The following is a 17,834-nucleotide window of genomic DNA, read 5'->3' as shown; positions in this document are numbered from 1 at the left end:
GAAGTCGCTGGGCGAAGACGTCGCCGAACAACTTGAGTATGTGCCGGCAAGCTTCCGTGTTATCCGTCATGTACGTCCGAAATTTGCGTGCGTGGGTTGCGATCACATCTCCCAGGCGCCTGCACCCAGTCGTCCCATCGAACGCGGTCTCGCGGGCCCGGGGCTANTGGCACACGTACTGGTCTCGAAGTTTGCAGACCACGTGCCGCTTTACCGGCAGTCGGTCATGTATGCACGCGAAGGCGTCGAACTGGATCGCTCGCTGCTTGCGAAGTGGGTCGGTCACGCGGCGAATGTCGGTCACACGCGCCGCCGCTTGCGTGACTTCCGTCATCGTCTTGCCTGCTTCGCCGGCGAGCGACGAGCCGTCGCGGATCCTGTCCACCGAATTGGCGATCAGGTCCTTAATCTCCTTGGCCGCGCTCGACGAGCGCTGCGCCAGGCTTCTCACCTCGCTTGCAACCACTGCGAAGCCGCGTCCCTGTTCGCCCGCGCGCGCAGCTTCCACGGCCGCGCTCAGCGCAAGAATGTTGGTCTGAAATGCAATTCCTTATGATGCCCGTGATATCCGCCATCTTCGTCGAGCTATCGCTGATGTCCTGCATCGTGCTCACCACCTGGCCCACCACCGCGCTGCCTTTCTGCGCAACGGACGAAGCATTCGCGGCCAGCATGCTGCCTTGTTGCGCGTTATCGGCGTTCTGCTTCACCGTGGACGTGAGCTGCTCCATGCTCGAAGCCGTCTCCTGCAGCGACGCCGCCTGCTGCTCCGTGCGCTGGCTCAGGTCCATATTGCCCGCGGCGATCTCGCGAGCCGCGCCGGCAATGCTCATGCTGGCATCGCGCACGCGTGCGACGATCGTCGTCAGACGCTCGTTCATCTCGCGCAATGCGCCGAGCAGTTTGCTGGTTTCATCCTTGCCGTCGACGGTAATGCGCGTGCGCAAATCGCCTTGCGACACGGTCCGCGCGACGTCGATCGCCAAACGCAGCGGTCCGCTCACGGCGCGCGTGAGTACGACGCACGCGCCCACTGCAAGCGCAATCGCGAACAGCGAAATGGCGATCAACAGGTTGTGCTGATTTTCATAGTGCGCAGCGTAATCGTTGATCATCTCTCCCTGACGCGAATGCGCATAGTCCGCGTACGCATCGGTTGCGCGAACCAGCGCCGCGAGCAGCGGCCGGCATTGATCGTCCATTTTCGCGATGGCCTCGTCGCGCCTGTTGGCGAGCGCGAGATTCACGATGTCGGTCGCGACCGGGCCATATGCGGCCTCCACCCGGTCTATCTCGGCCACCAGGCTGCGCGCCTTCTCGCTCGCGTCGGAGGCCTTGACCATCTCGTTGAGCTTTTTGAGGTTCGTCGCTACGTCTTCGTGCGCGCGTGCCACCTGAGCTTTCTCGATCTCCAGGTTCTCGGGCTTCGCCACGAGCACGAGGTTGCGCACCGCGATCGCACGACGGTCGACGGCGCTCCGCACCTGCACGGCCATGTCGGCGCGCGCGTTGATGCCGCGCACGAAGCTGGAAAAGCCATCGGTGGAATCGCTCAGCGATTTTAGTGAAAGTCCCGCAACGCGACGACGATCAGGGACAACGTGCCGAAGCCGGCTATCAGCTTGGCTTTGACACTGAATTGGTTCAGGGCCGCCATATATCTATTTTTCTCGAGGGACGAAGCGTGGACGCTTCGTAATCGACTCTCAGGTCCGGACATGGGAGCGTCTATGTGGACCGCCACATGTCCGGGCGGCCCCCGCGCAGTGTTGCCGTTCTTCGCGAACGCAAAAACAGCATCCAGTTACTTGTTATCGGGGCGCGCACGAGCGGACTTGAGGAGTACCGGGCATGTCACTAATAACATTGCATGAGATGACGACAGAAGACGGAGAGTGCGGCTGCGCGATGCAATTTCCGCGCGGCGGGCAACTCTGCGTCGTGGTGCCACGGCTTGGAACGCTCGAGCGCAGCCCCGTGTCGGCGCATCGTTGTCGCGTCATCCAGACCCAAGAGCCGCGCGCAAGGCAGCAAAGACCCGTCTTTTCGATCATTTGCACGGAGATCGCGTCTGGTACCCTACCGGTTCGCCATACGCGTTTCCCCGGTGGACGCGTCTCTTTCCTTCTCCTGGTGCGTGGATACCGCGCATGCCCTAACCGAACTCAATGGTCACGCGTCGTCCGAACATCATCATTGCGATTAGTGGCGTGCTGGCCAGCGCAATCCTGGCCATTGCAGTGTGGGTGCTGGCGCAAATGCACGACGACGCGCTGCGGCGCGCGCAAGACTCCGTCTTCAATGTGTCGCTATTGGTCGAGCGCGACGTGTCGCGCAATCTGGAAATCTACGACCTGTCGATACGAGCGGTCATCGAAGCACTCAAGCAGCCACGCGTGCTGCAACTCGAGCCTTCGCTACGTCAGATGGTGTTGTTCGACGGCTCGGCTTCCGCGAAAGACATGGGCTCGATCCTCGTGATCGACGAAACCGGCTATATCAAGTTCGATTCGCAGGCCGTTCCCCCGCGCCATGTCTATCTCGGCGACCGCGACTACTTCAAGGTGCATCGCGATTCGCACAACGTCGGTTTGTACGTCAGTCACCCGTTCATGCCGCGGGCGACGGGCGCTGACCTGAGCATCGGCTTGAGTCGGCGCATTTCGCGGCCGGACGGCAGCTTTGGCGGCGTGGTGGTCGGCACCATGCGCCTGAAGTATTTCCGCAGCCTGTTCAACGGGATGAACCTCGGCGCCGGCGGCTCGATGGCGCTGATGCTAAGCGACGGCACGATGTTGATGCGGCGTCCTTACGACCTGAAGACCATCGGTATCAATCTGACGGGCACGTCCAACTATTCGCGCTTCGTGGAACAGCCGAGCGGCGACTTCTTCGGCACGGCGGCGATCGACGGCGTCGAGCGCTGGTACGCGTTTCGCCATATCGACATGTATCCGCTGATCCTCGATGTCGCGCTGTCCACGCGCGACATCTATGTGGGCTGGCGGCGGCGCGCATGGATCATCGGCTCGTTGATCGGCGCGCTCGACCTCACGCTGATCGCGCTGGCCATGCTGTTTGCGCAGCAGATGCGACGCCGTCTTCTCGCCGAGGAAGAGTTGCGCATGCTCGCGCGCACGGACGGTCTCACGGGCGTCGACAACCGCCGCACCTTCGAGGAAGCCGCAGAGCACGAGTGGCGCCGCGCACAGCGCAACGGCGGGCCGCTTTCCATGCTGCTGATCGACGTCGACAGTTTCAAAGGCTTTAACGACTTGTATGGCCATTCGGCCGGCGACGACGCGCTGATCGCCGTCGCTCACTGCATCACAAGCAATGGGCGGCGTCCGGGCGACACGGCGGCGCGTTACGGCGGCGAGGAGTTCGCCGTTCTCCTGCCGGACACGGACGGAGCGGGCGCGGCTTGCATCGCCGAGAAAGTCCGCGCGGCGGTGCAGGCGCTCGCGCTGGGTCATGTGGCGAGCTCACATCATGTGTTGACGGTCAGTATCGGCGTCGCCACCACGCAAGGTGAGGCGTTCGCGACCAGTCGCGCGCTCGTCGATGCCGCTGATCAGGCGCTGTACGCGGCGAAAGACGCCGGCCGCAATTGCGTCTTCTCGTACCGGGCAACAGCGCCGGCGGCGCGCGGCGCCGTGATCGTCACAGTGGGACATTGAGGCGCTGCCGAATATCACCCGGATAATATATTCGCCTTTTAATTTGACCCGGGTATAATTCGGCCACTTCTTGAACTGGAGTTCGTCGTGACCACGCATTTCACTCACTGCACGGCCTTCGAAGGCCATCGCCTCATCGCCTCCGGCGAGTTGCCCGCCGTCGCCCTCGCCGTAAACGAAGTCCTTGCGCGCGGCGAGCAGGCGCCCGTTCTCGTTTTCGACGACGTCACCGCCGCCCCGGTCGAATTCGATCTGCGCGGCACTGCGGAGGACATCGTCGCGCGCTTGAATCACGCGGAGCTTGCCGCTGATTCTGACTACGACGCAAGCAACGATGCCGCTGCCGGCCCCGGCACGCCGCGCGGCCGCGGACGGCCCAGGCTCGGCGTCGTCGCGCGCGAGGTGACGTTGTTGCCGCGTCATTGGGACTGGTTGAATGCGCAGCCGGGCGGTGCGTCGGTCGCGCTGCGCAAGCTGGTCGAGACGGCGCGCGTCGCAGGCGAGGATCGCGACCGCAAACGCGCGGCGCAGGAAGCGGTGTATCGCTTCATGACCGCGCTGGCCGGCAACCTGCCGGATTACGAAGACGCTACTCGCGCGCTCTATGCAGGCGATCGGCCGCGCTTCGAAGAGAAAATCTCGCGATGGCCGGAAGATGTCCGCGCTTACGCATTGCGGCTCGCGGCCAACGCGTTCGAGGCGCAGACGTGAATCGCGCCGAGCGTAGCGCATAGGCGAAAAGCATGGGCAAAAAAAACCGCTCACACCTTGGGGGCGTGAGCGGAAAGTCGGAGAGTTACAACAACGTCGCATGCGCCACTTGGGGTCAACGCAGCCGGAGAAGTCTAAGAGGCGAATGAGCGCGTTCCAATCGGACGATTCTCAAACGCGCGCGGGTGTCGTTCGTCTGGCTCTGGCTGCCAGGCATTCCTTACATCATCCTGTCCCGCTTATTCCAGGCATTTACCGCTTCAGGTCCGCGTCTTCGGAGCCGTAAAAGCGAAGTGAGCGTCGCTGCTTCGCACGTCCCACATGTATGACTCATCGCAAGGAGTCGCGACATGGTTTGCCGTGATGCGTCGGCGAGCATTCCGTTGCGACTTCTGAAGGATGTTCAAATGAAGTGGTTCGACCGCATGACCGTGTTCAGGAAACTGCTGTTGGCATTTGCCGTTGTCATTGGATTTTGCGTGGTGATCGGCGGCACGTCGCTGAAAACGCTGTCGTCGATGCATGACATTACCGATGCCATCTGCGACAAGTACATGGACGGCCTCTACTGGCTCGAAGAGGCGAACCGCCACAAGATCGACGCCGACCTGGCCGCCGCGAATCTCGGCTATGCAGCCGACGACGCCGGGCGCCAGAAGCTGAAGGAGAGCATCGTCGGGTCGCTCAAGCTGATGCACGAGGGCTACGACCATTACCGCGCGACTATGGCAACCGCCAAAGGCCAGCAGATGTTCGACGACGTGCTGCGCAATTCGGCGGTGTGGGAAGGCATCGTGCACCAGCAGATTGGGCTCGCGCCGATTCCCGCCGGCGTCGACAACAACGAGCTCGTGCGCCGCGCGATTGCGTCCAGCGAGGCATTGCGCGACCGCATCATGGCATTGATCGACTATCGCCGTCAGCAAGGCAACGACGCGCAGGCGGAAGCCGCCACCGAGTATCAGCGCATGCGTGTCGCGATGCTCGTGCTCGTGCTGGGCGCAATCGTCGCGGGCGGGCTGCTTGCCGCGGTGATCGCGCGGCGCCTGTCGCGTCAGCTAGGCGGCGAGCCGGATTACGCAATGCAGGTCGCCAACCGTATCGCCGATGGCGACCTCAGCGTGCACGTCGAGACCCGCGCTGGCGACACGCACAGCATGTTGTACGCGCTGAGCAATATGCGTGGGAGGCTTGCCGCGATCGTATCGGGCATTAGCGAATCGAGCGAATCGATTCTGACCGCGTCGGGCGAAATCGCGCAGGGCAACACCGATCTGTCGCAACGGACCGAAGAGCAGGCCGCGGCCTTGCAGCAAACCGCGTCGAGCATGCAGCAACTAACGTCGACGGTGAAGCAGAACGCCGACAACGCGCAGCAGGCAGGCGGCGTCGCGCATGGCGCATCGGAAGTGGCGGCGCGCGGCAGCGGTCTTGTCGGCGACGTGGTGGAAACGATGCGGGAACTGGCGGCCGGCTCCAAGCGCATGACCGACATCATTGCGGTGATCGAGGGCATCGCGTTCCAGACCAACATTCTGGCGCTGAACGCAGCAGTCGAAGCGGCGCGCGCCGGCGAACAGGGGCGCGGCTTCGCGGTCGTCGCGGGCGAAGTGCGCTCGCTCGCGCAGCGTAGCGCGGTGTCGGCGAAAGAGATCAAGGAACTGATCGAAAGCTCGACGGCGCGCGTGGGCAGCGGCGCGGAACTGGCCGAGCGGGCCGGCCAGACGATGGCTGAAGTGACTCAGTCGATCAAGCGCGTGACGGACCTCATGGGCGAGATTTCATCGGCGTCGCAGGAGCAAAGCACGGACATCGAGGGCGTGAACCGGGCCGTCGCGCAAATGGACGACGTGACCCAGCAGAACGCTGCGCTCGTCGAGCAGGCCGCGGCTGCCGCTTCGTCGATGGCGGGTCAGGCGAGACAGTTGCAGGAAGCGGTGACCGTGTTTTCGCTAGAAGCGACGCGGAGGTGATGGCCTTCGTGTCATCGCGCGAGGTGTCGTTTGAACTGGATTCACGCCATATTGTTCGCGCTTGCCACCTCTAGTGGCACTCCGTACACTCGCGCGTAATTCCCGCACGGCGTTTCTTTTTCGCGCCGTCATCAACGAAAAATGCCGAATAGAGGAGAACCCCCGCGATGGCCAATTCCTATTTTCCCCGCTGGCGCGTGCAGCCAGACGCCGTCGAGGGGCGCATCGTCGGCACCGACGAACGCCTCGCCTGGCCGCAGATGTTCGCGATGGGCATTCAGCACGTCGTCGCCATGTTCGGCTCGACGGTGCTCGCGCCATTGCTGATGGGCTTCGATCCGAACCTCTGCATCTTCATGTCGGGCATCGGCACGCTGTTGTTCTTCGTGCTGGTCGGCGGCCGCGTGCCGAGCTATCTGGGCTCGAGCTTCGCGTTCATCGGTCTCGTGATCGCGATTACGGGCTATGGCGGCCACGGTCCGAATATGAACATTCCGCTCGCGCTGGGCGGCATCATCGCGTGCGGCGTGGTGTACGCGATCATCGGGCTGATCGTGTCGGCGGTCGGCACGCGCTGGATCGAAACGCTAATGCCGCCGGTCGTGACCGGCGCTATCGTCTGCGTGATCGGTCTGAATCTCGCGCCCATTGCGGTGCGCGGCGTGAGCGGCAGCAACTTCGATTCGTGGATGGCGTTGGTCACCGTGCTGTGCGTCGGCGCGGTCGCCGTGTTCGGGCGCGGCATGCTGCAACGCCTGCTTATTCTCGTCGGCTTGCTGATGGCGTATGTGATCTACGCCATCGTGACGAACGGCCTCGGCATGGGCAAGCCGATCGACTTTTCGATTGTGGCTAACGCTGCGTGGTTCGGTATGCCGCACTTTACGGCGCCGGTGTTCGACATGCGTGCGATGACGTTGCTCGCGCCGATCGCGGTGATTCTCGTTGCCGAAAATCTTGGGCATATCAAGGCGGTGAGCGCGATGACCGGACAGAACCTGGACCGCTATATCGGCCGCGCATTTCTCGGCGATGGACTCGCAACAGTCGTGTCGGGTTTCGCCGGCGGCACAGGCGTGACGACGTACGCCGAAAACATCGGCGTGATGGCGGTAACCAAAATCTATTCGACGCTGGTGTTCGTCATTGCCGCTTTGATTGCGTTGGTGCTCGGTTTTTCGCCGAAGTTCGGCGCGGTCATCCAGACCATTCCGGGTCCGGTGCTCGGCGGCGTTTCGATTGTGGTGTTCGGTCTGATCGCGGTGACGGGCGCGCGTATCTGGGTCGTCAACAAGGTGGACTTCTCGGACAACCGCAATCTGATCGTGGCCGCTGTCACGCTCGTGCTCGGCGCCGGCGACTTCTCGCTGAAGTTGGGCGGCTTCGGTCTTGGCGGCATCGGCACGGCGACTTTCGGCGCGATCATTCTTTATGCGCTCCTCAGAAGGAAGCCGGCGCAAGGTCAGGTGGCCTGACGGTTTTCGCGGCGGCGCGAGCTTTCGCTGTCAGCAAGAAGCCCGCCGCAACTTCAGCCGAAGCCGGCTTTACTTCCTGCGCGCGGTCAGCGCCGTCTCCGACAGATCTACTTCGCGCATGAGCTTGTTGAACGTCTCGTCGTTGATCGCCTGACTGCTGCGCAAGCTGAGCAACACCTGGCGCTCGGCGCGCATCGCCGAGAGCTTCATGCGAAATTCCAATGCATCGGCGCGTCGCGCCATCTCGCGCGGCTCCCGGTCTTCACCGAGTGCAGTCAGCCTGCGGCGATAGATGTCCATTACGCGCGCGGTCACATCGGCCGCATATGCCGAGGCGGATTCGTCGAGGTTCGCGCATTCCTTGTTATGCACGTTGTCGACGGCGCGAATCGCGGCTTGCGCCGCCATCGCGCGTGCAAGCGCTTCTTCTGCCGCGTGCGGGTCCTTGCCGCGGCGCCATCCGCGCAACAGCAACGGCAACGCGATTACCGCGACGAGCAAAGACAGCAGAATCACGCCGGATGCGATGAATATCGCGAGATCGCGCCCAGGCAACGGTGCCCCTCCCGGCAGCATCTCCGGCAACGACAACACGCCTGCGAGCGTCACCGCGCCGCGCACGCCCGCGACCGTCGTGACCGCCACGGTGCGTAATCCCGGCACCGCGTTCGCGACCCCTTGCCGCGCCGCGCCGCGGCTCGCGAACCAGCGCAGCAGCCACACCCACACGAAGCGCATCCCGTAGAGCGCCGCCGCGACAGCGGCGATATAGCCGATCAGCCGTCCGACTTGCGCGTCGCTGGTTTGATGCGCGTCGAGCAGCGCGCGCCCGAGAATGTGCGGAAACTGCAATCCCAGCAGAATGAACACCATGCCGTTGAAGACGAACTCGATCATCGTCCACGTGCTGCTCGCGCGCACTCGCGATGCCACCGGTCCGGACGTCGCGAGCGTCGTGTAATTCATCATCATGCCGGCCGCGACCGCCGCGAGAATCCCCGAGAGTTCGAGGCGTTCCGCGATCAGGTATGCGGCGAACGGAATGAGTAAGGTCATCACGACGCCGGGCGCCGGGTCGCCTTCTTCGGTGAGATTCAGAAAGCGCACGGAGACGAAGCTGAAGAGCCAGCTCACCGCCGCGCCCGTCGCGAGACCGCCGGCGGCGATGATCACGAAGCTGATCGATGCGTCGCGCAATGAAAACACGCCGGTGAGCGCGGCGGCGATCGCGAACTTTAGTGCGACGAGGCCGGACGCGTCGTTCATCAACGCCTCGCCTTCGAGGATGTGCATCAGCCTGCCCGGAATCTTGCCCTTGCCCGCGATGCCGGAGAGCGCGACAGCATCGGTTGGCGACAACACGGCGGCGAGTGCGAACGCGACGGGCAGCGACATCGACGGGACGAGCGCGTGCACGAAGTAGCCGACGGCGAGCACCGTCATGAAAACGAGGCCGAGCGCGAGCATCAGGATCGAGCGGCGCGCCATGAAGAATTCGCGCTTGGGAATGCGCCATCCGTCCGCGAAAAGTAGCGGCGGAATGAACAGCATCATGAAGATTTCCGGATCGAATGTGACGTGCAGCCCGAGCTTCGGCCACGCTAGCATCGCGCCCATTGCAATCTGAACCAGCGGCAACGGTACGGGCAGCAAGCGGGTCACGACTCCCGACGCGGCCACGGCAAGCAGAAGAATCAATACGGTGAAGAGAATTTCCATCGGTACGAGACTTGGGGAGATAACGGTGAGGTGGACAAAGTCGCGATGCCATCCGAGGAATTCGCGGAACGGCTCGCAAGCGGCATGACGCGCGCCGGCGGGGCGGGACGAGGCATCAAGTCGAGCGGCGAGCTGAAGCGCGAAGCTTGAGCGTGAACGGTAGACCGCGCTGTAGAACACGCGGCAGAGCGCCTACAGACTGCCCACAGACCGCGAGTTTATCCTGCGAGTCTAGCCCGCGCAGTGTAGCTCTCTCGCTTCGCACTTCGGGAAGTCCACAGAGGCCACGGACTGGCGAAGCGCGTCTCTCGCCAGTTGCACGTTGATTGCACGTTATCGGTGCGCGTTGCGCCCTCGCGTGGCGCATGCACCGTGCCGTCGGTGCAATCTTTCACGCCAGTTACATCGCTATGTGCGCGAGCGTGCGCATGGAGCTTGCTTAAGCCATATCGATGACGCACATTTTGGAGCAATGGCGCCGTGGGTCGTTTGCATCCGCGTTCGACCGGCCCGGCTCTCGCGTGAGAGGATTGCATGACGATTGCGCAACAGGAAAGGACGGCCACTGCGCCCCCCGGCTTCGACGTCGAAATGACGTCGGGCTTGGAACGCTTCTCGGCACAGCACGGTGAGCTCACGCTGACGAGCGTGTTTCAACCCATCTTCAGCCTGTCGCATATGCGGGCGGTCGGCTATGAAGGTTTGCTGCGCGCGCACGACATGCTCGACCGCCCGGTATCGCCGCTCGACGTATTCGGCGAGGCGGCGCGTGTCGGTGATGTATTGCAGCTGGACCGTCTTGCGCAGACGCTGCATCTGGAAAACTTCAAGGTGCTTGGCGCGGAACGCGAGTGGCTGTTTCTCAACGTGCATCCGGGTGCGCTCACCGATCCGTATCTGTCCGCTGCATTACTCGCTACGCTCAAGCGCCTGGGCTTGCCGCCGCGGCGCATCGTGCTCGAAGTGCTCGAGCAGCGCGCGGAAGATCTCGAACGTCTCGCTGATGCGGTGCGCCAGTTTCGCGAGCGCGGCTTCCTGATCGCACTCGACGATTTCGGCGCGGGCCATTCGAACGTCGAGCGGATCTGGCAATTGAACCCGGATATTGTGAAGCTCGACCGCATCATGCTGTCGCACGCGGCGCACCGCGCCGATATGGGAACGATTTTGCCGGGCCTCGTCGCGTTGCTGCACGAAGCCGGCAAGCTCGTGCTCGTGGAAGGCGTGGAAACGGAACACGAAGCGCAAATGGCGCTTGCCTGCAACGCCGACTTCGTTCAAGGCTTTTTCTTCGGACGTCCGAACCCGGGCGCGGCCGACGCGACGCATGCGGCGACTTGCATCAGCGAGCTCACCGAGCGTTATCGCGATCAGATGGAAGCACGCGAGCGCCGCAACGCGAGCCGCCTCGCTCCCTATCTGCGCGCCTTCGAACGCGCAGCCGAACGGCTTGCAGCCGGCGAGCCGCTCGACGAAGTGTGCTGGAATTTTCTCGCGCTCGATCACGCCGCGCGCTGCTTTCTGCTCGACGGCAAAGGGCGGCAGGCGGGCCGCAACGTCGTGCTGCGAGCCGATCGCGCGGCGCATGAAACGCGTTTTTTGCCGCTTGCCGATGCACAAGGCGCGAACTGGCTGCGTCGTCCGTACTTTCGCGATGCGATCAACTCGCCGGAGCGCGTGCATGTGACGCGTCCGTATCTGTCGATCAACGAAGCATTGCCGTGTGTGACGTTGTCGGTGGCGACGCGCGTCGGTGCGCAGACCTGCGTGCTGTGCGGCGATATCGACTGGATCGACGAGTAGCGCTTCTGCGATGATGTCGTTTTCAACGACACCGGTCGCGCTCATGTCCGTTCTGCTCGAAGTCATTGCCGCTACCGTTGCCGACGCGCGGCTCGCCGCGCAAGCGGGCGCCGATCGCCTCGAACTCGTGACCGCGATGGGCGAGGACGGCCTCACGCCGAGCATCGGTCTCATCGAGGCGGTGGTCGACGCGGTCGGCGTTCCCGTCAATGTGATCGTGCGACCGCACAGCCGTTCTTTCGTCTACGACGCGGACGACTTCGCGGTGATGCTGCGCGACGTGCGAACCGTCAAGGCGGCGGGCGCGAGCGGTGTGGTGATCGGCATGTTGAACGCGGACGGCGAGATCGACCGCGAACAGCTTCGGCGTGCAATTGACGCGACCGATGGCCTCGCGATCACCTTCCATCGCGCGTTCGACGAAGTGCGCGATCGGCAAAAAGCGCTAGACGTGCTGCTCGGTTTCGATGCCGTGACCAATGTGCTGACGTCGGGTGGAAAGCCGTCGGTGCTCAATGCCGAAGCGACAATTCGCGAGTTGGTGCGGCAAGCAGCAGGATCGCGATGCACGGTGCTGGCAGGCGCGGGTCTGACGGTCGATGCGGTTGCGGGCTTTGTGAGCAGAACGCTGGTTGAAGCGGTGCATTTCGGCTCGGGCGTCCGCGTGGGTGGCAGTGGTTTTGCACCGGTCGAAAGAGAACAGGTTACGCGAGTCAGGGCCTTGCTAAATGCACAAGCGAACATCACGCAAGCGGGCTGAATCCGCAGGCAAACAAAAAGCCGCTGCGTGCCTGCGCACGCAGCGGCTTCGTTGTCAGCGTTAGAAAGGCCGACGCGATAACGCTTACTTCGCGACCACCACCGGAATGCCGCGCAATTGCCCAGCGCCTTTCACTTCCTCCAGCGATTTCTGCACCGACGCGCCCGTCGCCGCCTCAATCTGCAAGCGCGCCACAAGGTCGCGTTCGCCACGCTTTACGCCCGCCAGATTCGCGAGCTTCACATGACCGTAACCGCGCACGCGCGCATGCAGATCGGCGAGCTTCGCGACGTCTTCGAGATTGCCGGCGTCGAGCTTTGCAAGCGCGCGCTGCAACGTGGTTTCGTAGTCGTCGGCGAGTTCGCGCTCCATCTTTCGTTCGAGCGTGCGGCCAAACGGATCGAGCATCGTGCCGCGAAGGCCGCGCACCTTTGCGAGTACACCGAGGACCGGCCACATCCATTGGCCGAACGTTTTCTTCGTCGGATTCACGCCGGCATGCGGGCGCGCAAGTGTCGGCGGCGCGAGGTTGAACTTGATGCCGAAGTCCTTGCCGGCTACGCCTTCGAATTGCGCTTCGAGTGCTTCGCGGAACGCGGCATCGGTATGCAGACGCGCGACTTCGTATTCGTCCTTCACCGCCAGCAGACGATAGAACGTGGTGGCCACCGCACGCGTCACGCGTTCGCTGCTTGCATCAACGGTGTTTTCCGCACGGCGCGCCGCATCGACCAGCGCCCGATAACGCTTCACATAGCTCGCACCGCCATAAGTTTGCAGTCGGCCTTGGCGATGAGCGATCAACTCGTCGAGCGTATCGACGCGCACCGCCTGCTTCGCGGCATGCCGCGCCTGCCACAGCGATTCGAGCGCGGCCGGATCGTCGGCAGCGAGTCGGCCGATTGAGAAAGCCAATTGATTCATCTGCACGGCCACGTTGTTCAGTTCGATTGCGCGCATCAACGCGCCGAACGAAACGGGCACGAGACCTAGTTGCCACGCATAACCGAGCATCAGAATGTTCGCGCCGATGGTGTCGCCGAGGAAACGCGTGGCGAGCGCCTGCGCGTCGCAAGTCGACATGCGTTCAGCGCCGGCTGCATGGCGCATCTTGTCGATCAACGCGTCGGCATGCAGCGTAGCGTCCGGGTTCTGCACGAACGTGGCGTTCGGAATGGCATGCGTGTTGACGACGATGCGCGTGCGGCCACGACGCACGGTTTGTAATGCATCGGCGCTCGCGCCGACCACCATGTCGCAGGCGAGCAGCACATCCGCCTGTTGCGTGTCGATTCGTACCTGGTTGAGCCACTCGTCGCGGGCGGCGAAGCGCACGAACGACAACACCGAGCCGCCCTTTTGCGCGAAGCCCATGAAGTCGAGCACCGACGCGCTCTTGCCTTCCAGATGCGCAGCCATGCTGATCAATGCACCGACCGTCACCACACCTGTACCGCCGACGCCCGTCACCAGAATGTCGTACGGTGCGGCGTCGAGATGCGTGGCGGGAAGCCGCAACGCGTTGACGCGCTCAGCCAATGCTTGCGGATCGAACGCGACGCCCGCAGCTTTTTTCAGCTTGCCGCCTTCGACGGTCACGAAGCTCGGGCAAAAACCGTTCACGCACGAGTAGTCTTTGTTGCACGACGATTGATCGATGCGGCGCTTGCGCCCCAAGGCCGTTTCGACTGGCTCAACCGACAGGCAATTCGACTGCACGCCGCAATCGCCGCAGCCTTCGCAAACTTCCTCGTTGATAAAGAGGCGCTTGTCCGGATCGGGGAATTCACCTTTTTTGCGGCGACGCCGTTTTTCGGCGGCGCACGTTTGGTCGTAGATCAGCACGGTCACGCCGTCGGTGTCGCGCAATTCGCGCTGCACGGTGTCCATTTCGCTACGATGATGGAACGTCGTGCCCTTCGGGAAAAGCTCGTGATGGCCGTCGTATTTCTCCGGCTCGTCGCTGACCACGACGAAGCGCGACACGCCTTCGGCTTCCACCTGACGCGCGATCTGCGGCACGGAAATGCTGCCGTCGACCGGTTGCCCGCCCGTCATTGCAACTGCATCGTTGTAGAGAATCTTGTAGGTGATGGTGGCTTTCGCGGCGACCGCCTGACGGATCGCGAGAATGCCGGAGTGAAAGTACGTGCCGTCGCCGAGATTCTGGAACACATGGCGCGTTTTCGTGAACATCGAATGCGATGCCCAGTCCACGCCTTCGCCGCCCATCTGGATGAGACCGGTCGTGTCGCGCTCCATCCACGAAGCCATGAAGTGACAGCCGATGCCGGCTTGCGCAATCGAGCCTTCCGGTACTTTCGTCGACGTGTTGTGCGGACAGCCCGAGCAGAAGTACGGCGTGCGCTTCACGCTGTCCGCGGCGTTCGAGAGAATTTGCGGCGCGACGAGATCGACCACGCGTTCGCGGCGATCGAGTGCTGGCTTGTGCTTCGCGAGCCAGTTCGCAAACACCGGCAAGATGCGTGACGGCCGCAATTCACCGAGCGACGACAGCAGCATGCTGCCGTCTTGCGCATGGTTGCCGATCACGGCTGGCCGCGCGCCTTGGGTGCGGTTGTACAGATAGTCCTTGATCTGCTGCTCGATGACCGGGCCTTTCTCCTCGATTACCAGCACTTCGGAAAGTCCTGCGACGAATGTGTCGATGCGCGTCATCTCCAGCGGGAACGACAAACCCACTTTGTAGATGCGCACGCCCGCTGCATCCAGATCGGCGACAGTCAGATCGAGTCGGCGCAGCGTTTCCATCAGATCCAGATGTGCCTTGCCGCATGTGACGATGCCCACGTCCGCATGCGGGCTCGGCGCGATCCACTTGTCGATGCTGTTGGTTCTAGCGAAGTGACGTACGGCGTCGAGCTTCGCGTGCATTCGCGATTCGATGGTGAGACTCGGCAGATCGGGCCAGCGATTATGCAAGCCGCCTGCCGGCGCTTCGAAATTCTCCGGCGCGGTCCATTCGGTTCGCAGCGCATCGAGATCGACGGTCGAGCCCGATTCGACGGTTTCGGAGATCGCCTTGTAGCCGACCCACGCGCCCGAGAAGCGCGACAGCGCCCAGCCGTACAGTCCGAATTCGAGCATGTCGGCGATGTTCGAGGGATTCACGACCGGCATGTGCCACGCCATCATTGCGAAGTCGCTCTGATGCGGCATCGACGACGACACGCAGCCGTGGTCGTCGCCGGCCACGACCAGCACCCCGCCGTGCGGCGACGAACCGTACGCGTTGCCGTGCTTCAACGCGTCGCCGGCGCGGTCGACGCCGGGGCCCTTGCCGTACCACATCGCGAACACACCTTCGACAGTGCGCTCCGGGTCCGCTTCAACGCGCTGCGTGCCGAGCACGGCCGTCCCGCCGAGTTCTTCGTTGATCGCGGGCAGGAAGCGAATATCGCTCGCGCTGAGCAGTGCCTTCGCCTTCCACAATTGCTGATCGACCATGCCGAGCGGCGAGCCGCGATAGCCACTGATGAAACCCGCGGTGTTCATGCCGCGCGCGCGGTCGAGCGAGCGCTGCATCAGCGCAAGGCGCACCAGCGCCTGAGTGCCGGTCAGGAAGATCCGGCCGCGGGTCGCGGTGAGATTGTCGGACAGCTTGTAGTCGGCAAGAGCGGGCGTGCCGTCGATGGGCAGGCGAGCGGTCATAGGTGAGTCTCCAATCCCATGCGTGAGGGTTGCTGTTTTGCCTTCGGTGCGCGTCCTCGCAACCACAAGGTGCCGCAGCGAAAGAGACTCTATTTTTTAGCGCCGATCAGAGTGGATTTTTTCTAGTTTGTCGGCATGCCGGCGAATGAGCGCGAAGAGCGACGCGTTTTGGCCGAATTTTGAGATGGATCTGCCACGCGCATAGCGGATTCGGGTATGCCCTGGTGCGATGCGGGTAACGGCTCAGTCCGTGGTTGGCGTGATTAAAGGCTGGACACAGTCGCTGTGACGGGCGCTTCGTCGAGCGGCACGACTTCATGAAAATGCGAATAGTCGATATGACTCACGCCGTCCCGTTCGCTCATGATGTCGACAAAACGGTGCTGCCAGTAAATCTGGTCACAGGTCCACATGTGCCGCGCCTGCATGGTCTGCGACGTGGATTCGTCGACGCCTTCCAGCGTGAGCAGCAGCGACGCGTCGCGTGCCTTTAGCGTTTCCGCGGTTTCGCCGAAGAGCGGGCTCGCTTCATCGATTACATGCATGATGCTCCAGCCGAGTTTGAACACGGGGTGCTGGTCGCGCACCAGTGCGAGGTCGTAAAGCTTGCGCAGCGTATAGCCTTCCGCGGTGGTTTCGCGGCGCAGAATGCGCAGCCGTGCATGCGCTTCGGCGATGACGTTCTGGCGCCCGTTGGCCGAGCGAACCATCAACGTCATGTGACCGTCGAGCGGCCGGACGATCGCATAGCGGGCGAACACGATCTTCGCGTGCGGACGCGAGAAGCGCGCGAAAATCAGCCCGGTTGCCAACGCAATGCTCGACATGCCGACGAAGATTTCGAGTGTCGCGATCCAGTGCGCGTACACCGTTTGCGGATGCATGTCGCCGTAACCGACCGTGGCCAGCGTTTCGACGCTGAAGAAAAACGCGCCGCCGAAACCTGGCGGGTACTGGTTGGCAATGGGCGCGTTGCCGAGCATATAAAGCGCGGCGAAGGTTGTGTTGAGCAGCAGGAAAATCACCGCGAGGCTGACGAAAAACATCGGCCAGCGTACGACGAGCGCGCGGTGATAGAGGTCCTGCCATAACCGCGTCGGCATGCCGTGAGCGATCACCACGCGATCATCCAGACGCAATTCACGGCTGCCGCGCGAGCGGCTCTTTTTCGCGCTGGCTTCAGCGTCGCCGATGCCGGGCAAGCGGTCTGTCGGTTCGGTGGCCATCGCGTGCTCATGGAAATGAAAACGGCGAAAGCGTAGCACGCCGCGGTCCTCGCGAATTGCCGCCTCGCGCGCGACGGAAGGCTCAGCCCGAAGCGGTGACGCGCTTGCGCGGCTTGACCGTGAGCAGCGCGTGACAGTGCCGCTGACAGGCGTTCTCGTGCTACCGCGTATTCCCGCTGCGCTACCGTCTCGTCAATCGGTAAAGGGCGTTTGCCGTTTGCGCGCCGGCGCGAGCTGCGTGGGTTTTGCTTTACGGAAATGCGCGCGGCTTCGGAATGCCCGCGCCGTGTTCGATGTCGTCGACGGCTTGTTGATGTGCGGCGGCGATGGCTTGCGCCTCGTCGGCGTAACCGTTGTCGCCGCCGATGGTCGTCCACGGCTTGACCGCTTTCTCCCGATGCCGGATTTCGTATTCCGCGTCCCAGCGCGCGCCGCTGAGTTCGATTGGGCGGACGTGAATCGAGTACACGCCGTAGAGGAAGAGCTGTTCAACCATGATCGCCTCCGACCATTGGATTCAGGCGGCGCGGTGCGAGACGCGCGGCGCCGGTCTGCCTAGAATTCGATTTCCCCGAGTATGCGATGGGCGAGCGCCTTTGCTTCTTCCAGCGCCTCTCCCGGTGTCGACGACGTAGCTTCGACTTCGTAGACCGTGGTTTCCTGGTCCTGACTGGCTTCGCCCTCGTCGCGCGCGAGGGTGACCACGCCTTGCCAGGTATCCTGGCCGAGTTCCCGTACCGACGCAGTGGCCGTGTAGATGCCTTTGGTGTAGGTGAGGTCCTCCATCGCGTCGCTCCTTGTTCCAAAGGTTACGG

11 protein-coding genes and 2 pseudogenes are annotated in these 17,834 nt (G+C 63.0%); 7 read left to right on the top strand and 6 right to left on the bottom strand.

Annotated features, from left to right (window positions below):
- Positions 1-283, top strand: a pseudogene (locus tag F759_RS41465) (IS66 family transposase); the annotation flags it as partial.
- A 9-nt stretch (positions 284-292) separates the two neighbouring features.
- Here the strand turns inward: F759_RS41465 and F759_RS38940 are convergent.
- Positions 293-1,657: pseudogene (locus F759_RS38940) on the bottom strand (methyl-accepting chemotaxis protein); the annotation flags it as partial.
- A 511-nt stretch (positions 1,658-2,168) separates the two neighbouring features.
- Here F759_RS38940 and F759_RS0129990 point away from each other — a divergent pair.
- From F759_RS0129990 to F759_RS0129975, 4 genes are all read left to right on the top strand, one after another.
- The gene (locus F759_RS0129990; protein WP_027803109.1) at positions 2,169-3,680 is read left to right on the top strand and encodes a sensor domain-containing diguanylate cyclase; all 1,512 of its coding nucleotides are present in this window, start codon (positions 2,169-2,171) and stop codon (positions 3,678-3,680) included.
- Between the two features lie 87 nt (positions 3,681-3,767).
- Positions 3,768-4,391 (top strand): DUF2239 family protein, encoded by a 624-nt coding sequence (locus tag F759_RS0129985; protein ID WP_027803108.1) that lies wholly within the window; start codon positions 3,768-3,770, stop codon positions 4,389-4,391.
- Positions 4,392-4,798: 407 nt separating this feature from the next.
- Positions 4,799-6,364 carry a methyl-accepting chemotaxis protein gene (locus F759_RS0129980; RefSeq protein WP_027803107.1) on the top strand — a complete coding sequence of 522 codons (1,566 nt, stop codon included), beginning with the start codon at positions 4,799-4,801 and terminating at the stop codon, positions 6,362-6,364.
- Between the two features lie 167 nt (positions 6,365-6,531).
- The gene (locus tag F759_RS0129975; protein ID WP_027803106.1) at positions 6,532-7,839 is read left to right on the top strand and encodes a solute carrier family 23 protein; all 1,308 of its coding nucleotides are present in this window, start codon (positions 6,532-6,534) and stop codon (positions 7,837-7,839) included.
- A gap of 69 nt (positions 7,840-7,908) precedes the next feature.
- Here F759_RS0129975 and F759_RS0129970 read toward each other — a convergent pair whose 3' ends face one another.
- Positions 7,909-9,558, bottom strand: a complete 1,650-nt coding sequence (locus tag F759_RS0129970; RefSeq protein WP_027803105.1) for a Na+/H+ antiporter — start codon at positions 9,556-9,558, stop codon at positions 7,909-7,911.
- Between the two features lie 534 nt (positions 9,559-10,092).
- Between F759_RS0129970 and F759_RS0129960 the strand changes: the two genes are divergently transcribed.
- Positions 10,093-11,361, top strand: coding sequence for an EAL domain-containing protein (locus F759_RS0129960; protein ID WP_027803104.1), 1,269 nt, complete (start codon positions 10,093-10,095; stop codon positions 11,359-11,361).
- A gap of 43 nt (positions 11,362-11,404) precedes the next feature.
- Positions 11,405-12,121 (top strand): copper homeostasis protein CutC, encoded by a 717-nt coding sequence (locus F759_RS0129955; protein ID WP_027803103.1) that lies wholly within the window; start codon positions 11,405-11,407, stop codon positions 12,119-12,121.
- Between the two features lie 84 nt (positions 12,122-12,205).
- Here the strand turns inward: F759_RS0129955 and F759_RS0129950 are convergent, their stop codons facing one another.
- From F759_RS0129950 to F759_RS0129935, 4 genes are all read right to left on the bottom strand, one after another.
- The gene (locus F759_RS0129950; protein ID WP_027803102.1) at positions 12,206-15,793 is read right to left on the bottom strand and encodes an indolepyruvate ferredoxin oxidoreductase family protein; all 3,588 of its coding nucleotides are present in this window, start codon (positions 15,791-15,793) and stop codon (positions 12,206-12,208) included.
- A gap of 263 nt (positions 15,794-16,056) precedes the next feature.
- On the bottom strand, positions 16,057-17,019 hold the full coding sequence (locus F759_RS0129945; RefSeq protein ID WP_027803101.1) for an ion channel: 963 nt from the start codon (positions 17,017-17,019) through the stop codon (positions 16,057-16,059).
- A 250-nt stretch (positions 17,020-17,269) separates the two neighbouring features.
- Entirely contained in the window at positions 17,270-17,515 is a 246-nt protein-coding gene (locus tag F759_RS0129940; RefSeq protein ID WP_027803100.1) for a hypothetical protein, read from the bottom strand.
- Positions 17,516-17,574: 59 nt separating this feature from the next.
- Positions 17,575-17,805: a hypothetical protein gene (locus tag F759_RS0129935; RefSeq protein ID WP_027803099.1), complete on the bottom strand. Its 231-nt coding sequence runs from the start codon at positions 17,803-17,805 to the stop codon at positions 17,575-17,577.
- Positions 17,806-17,834: the final 29 nt, after the last annotated feature.

Source organism: Paraburkholderia dilworthii (assembly GCF_000472525.1).
GTDB classification, from domain to species: Bacteria; Pseudomonadota; Gammaproteobacteria; order Burkholderiales; family Burkholderiaceae; genus Paraburkholderia; species Paraburkholderia dilworthii.
The sequence above is the reverse complement of the archived record's forward strand: the minus strand, read 5'-3'. Positions and strand labels throughout refer to the sequence as shown.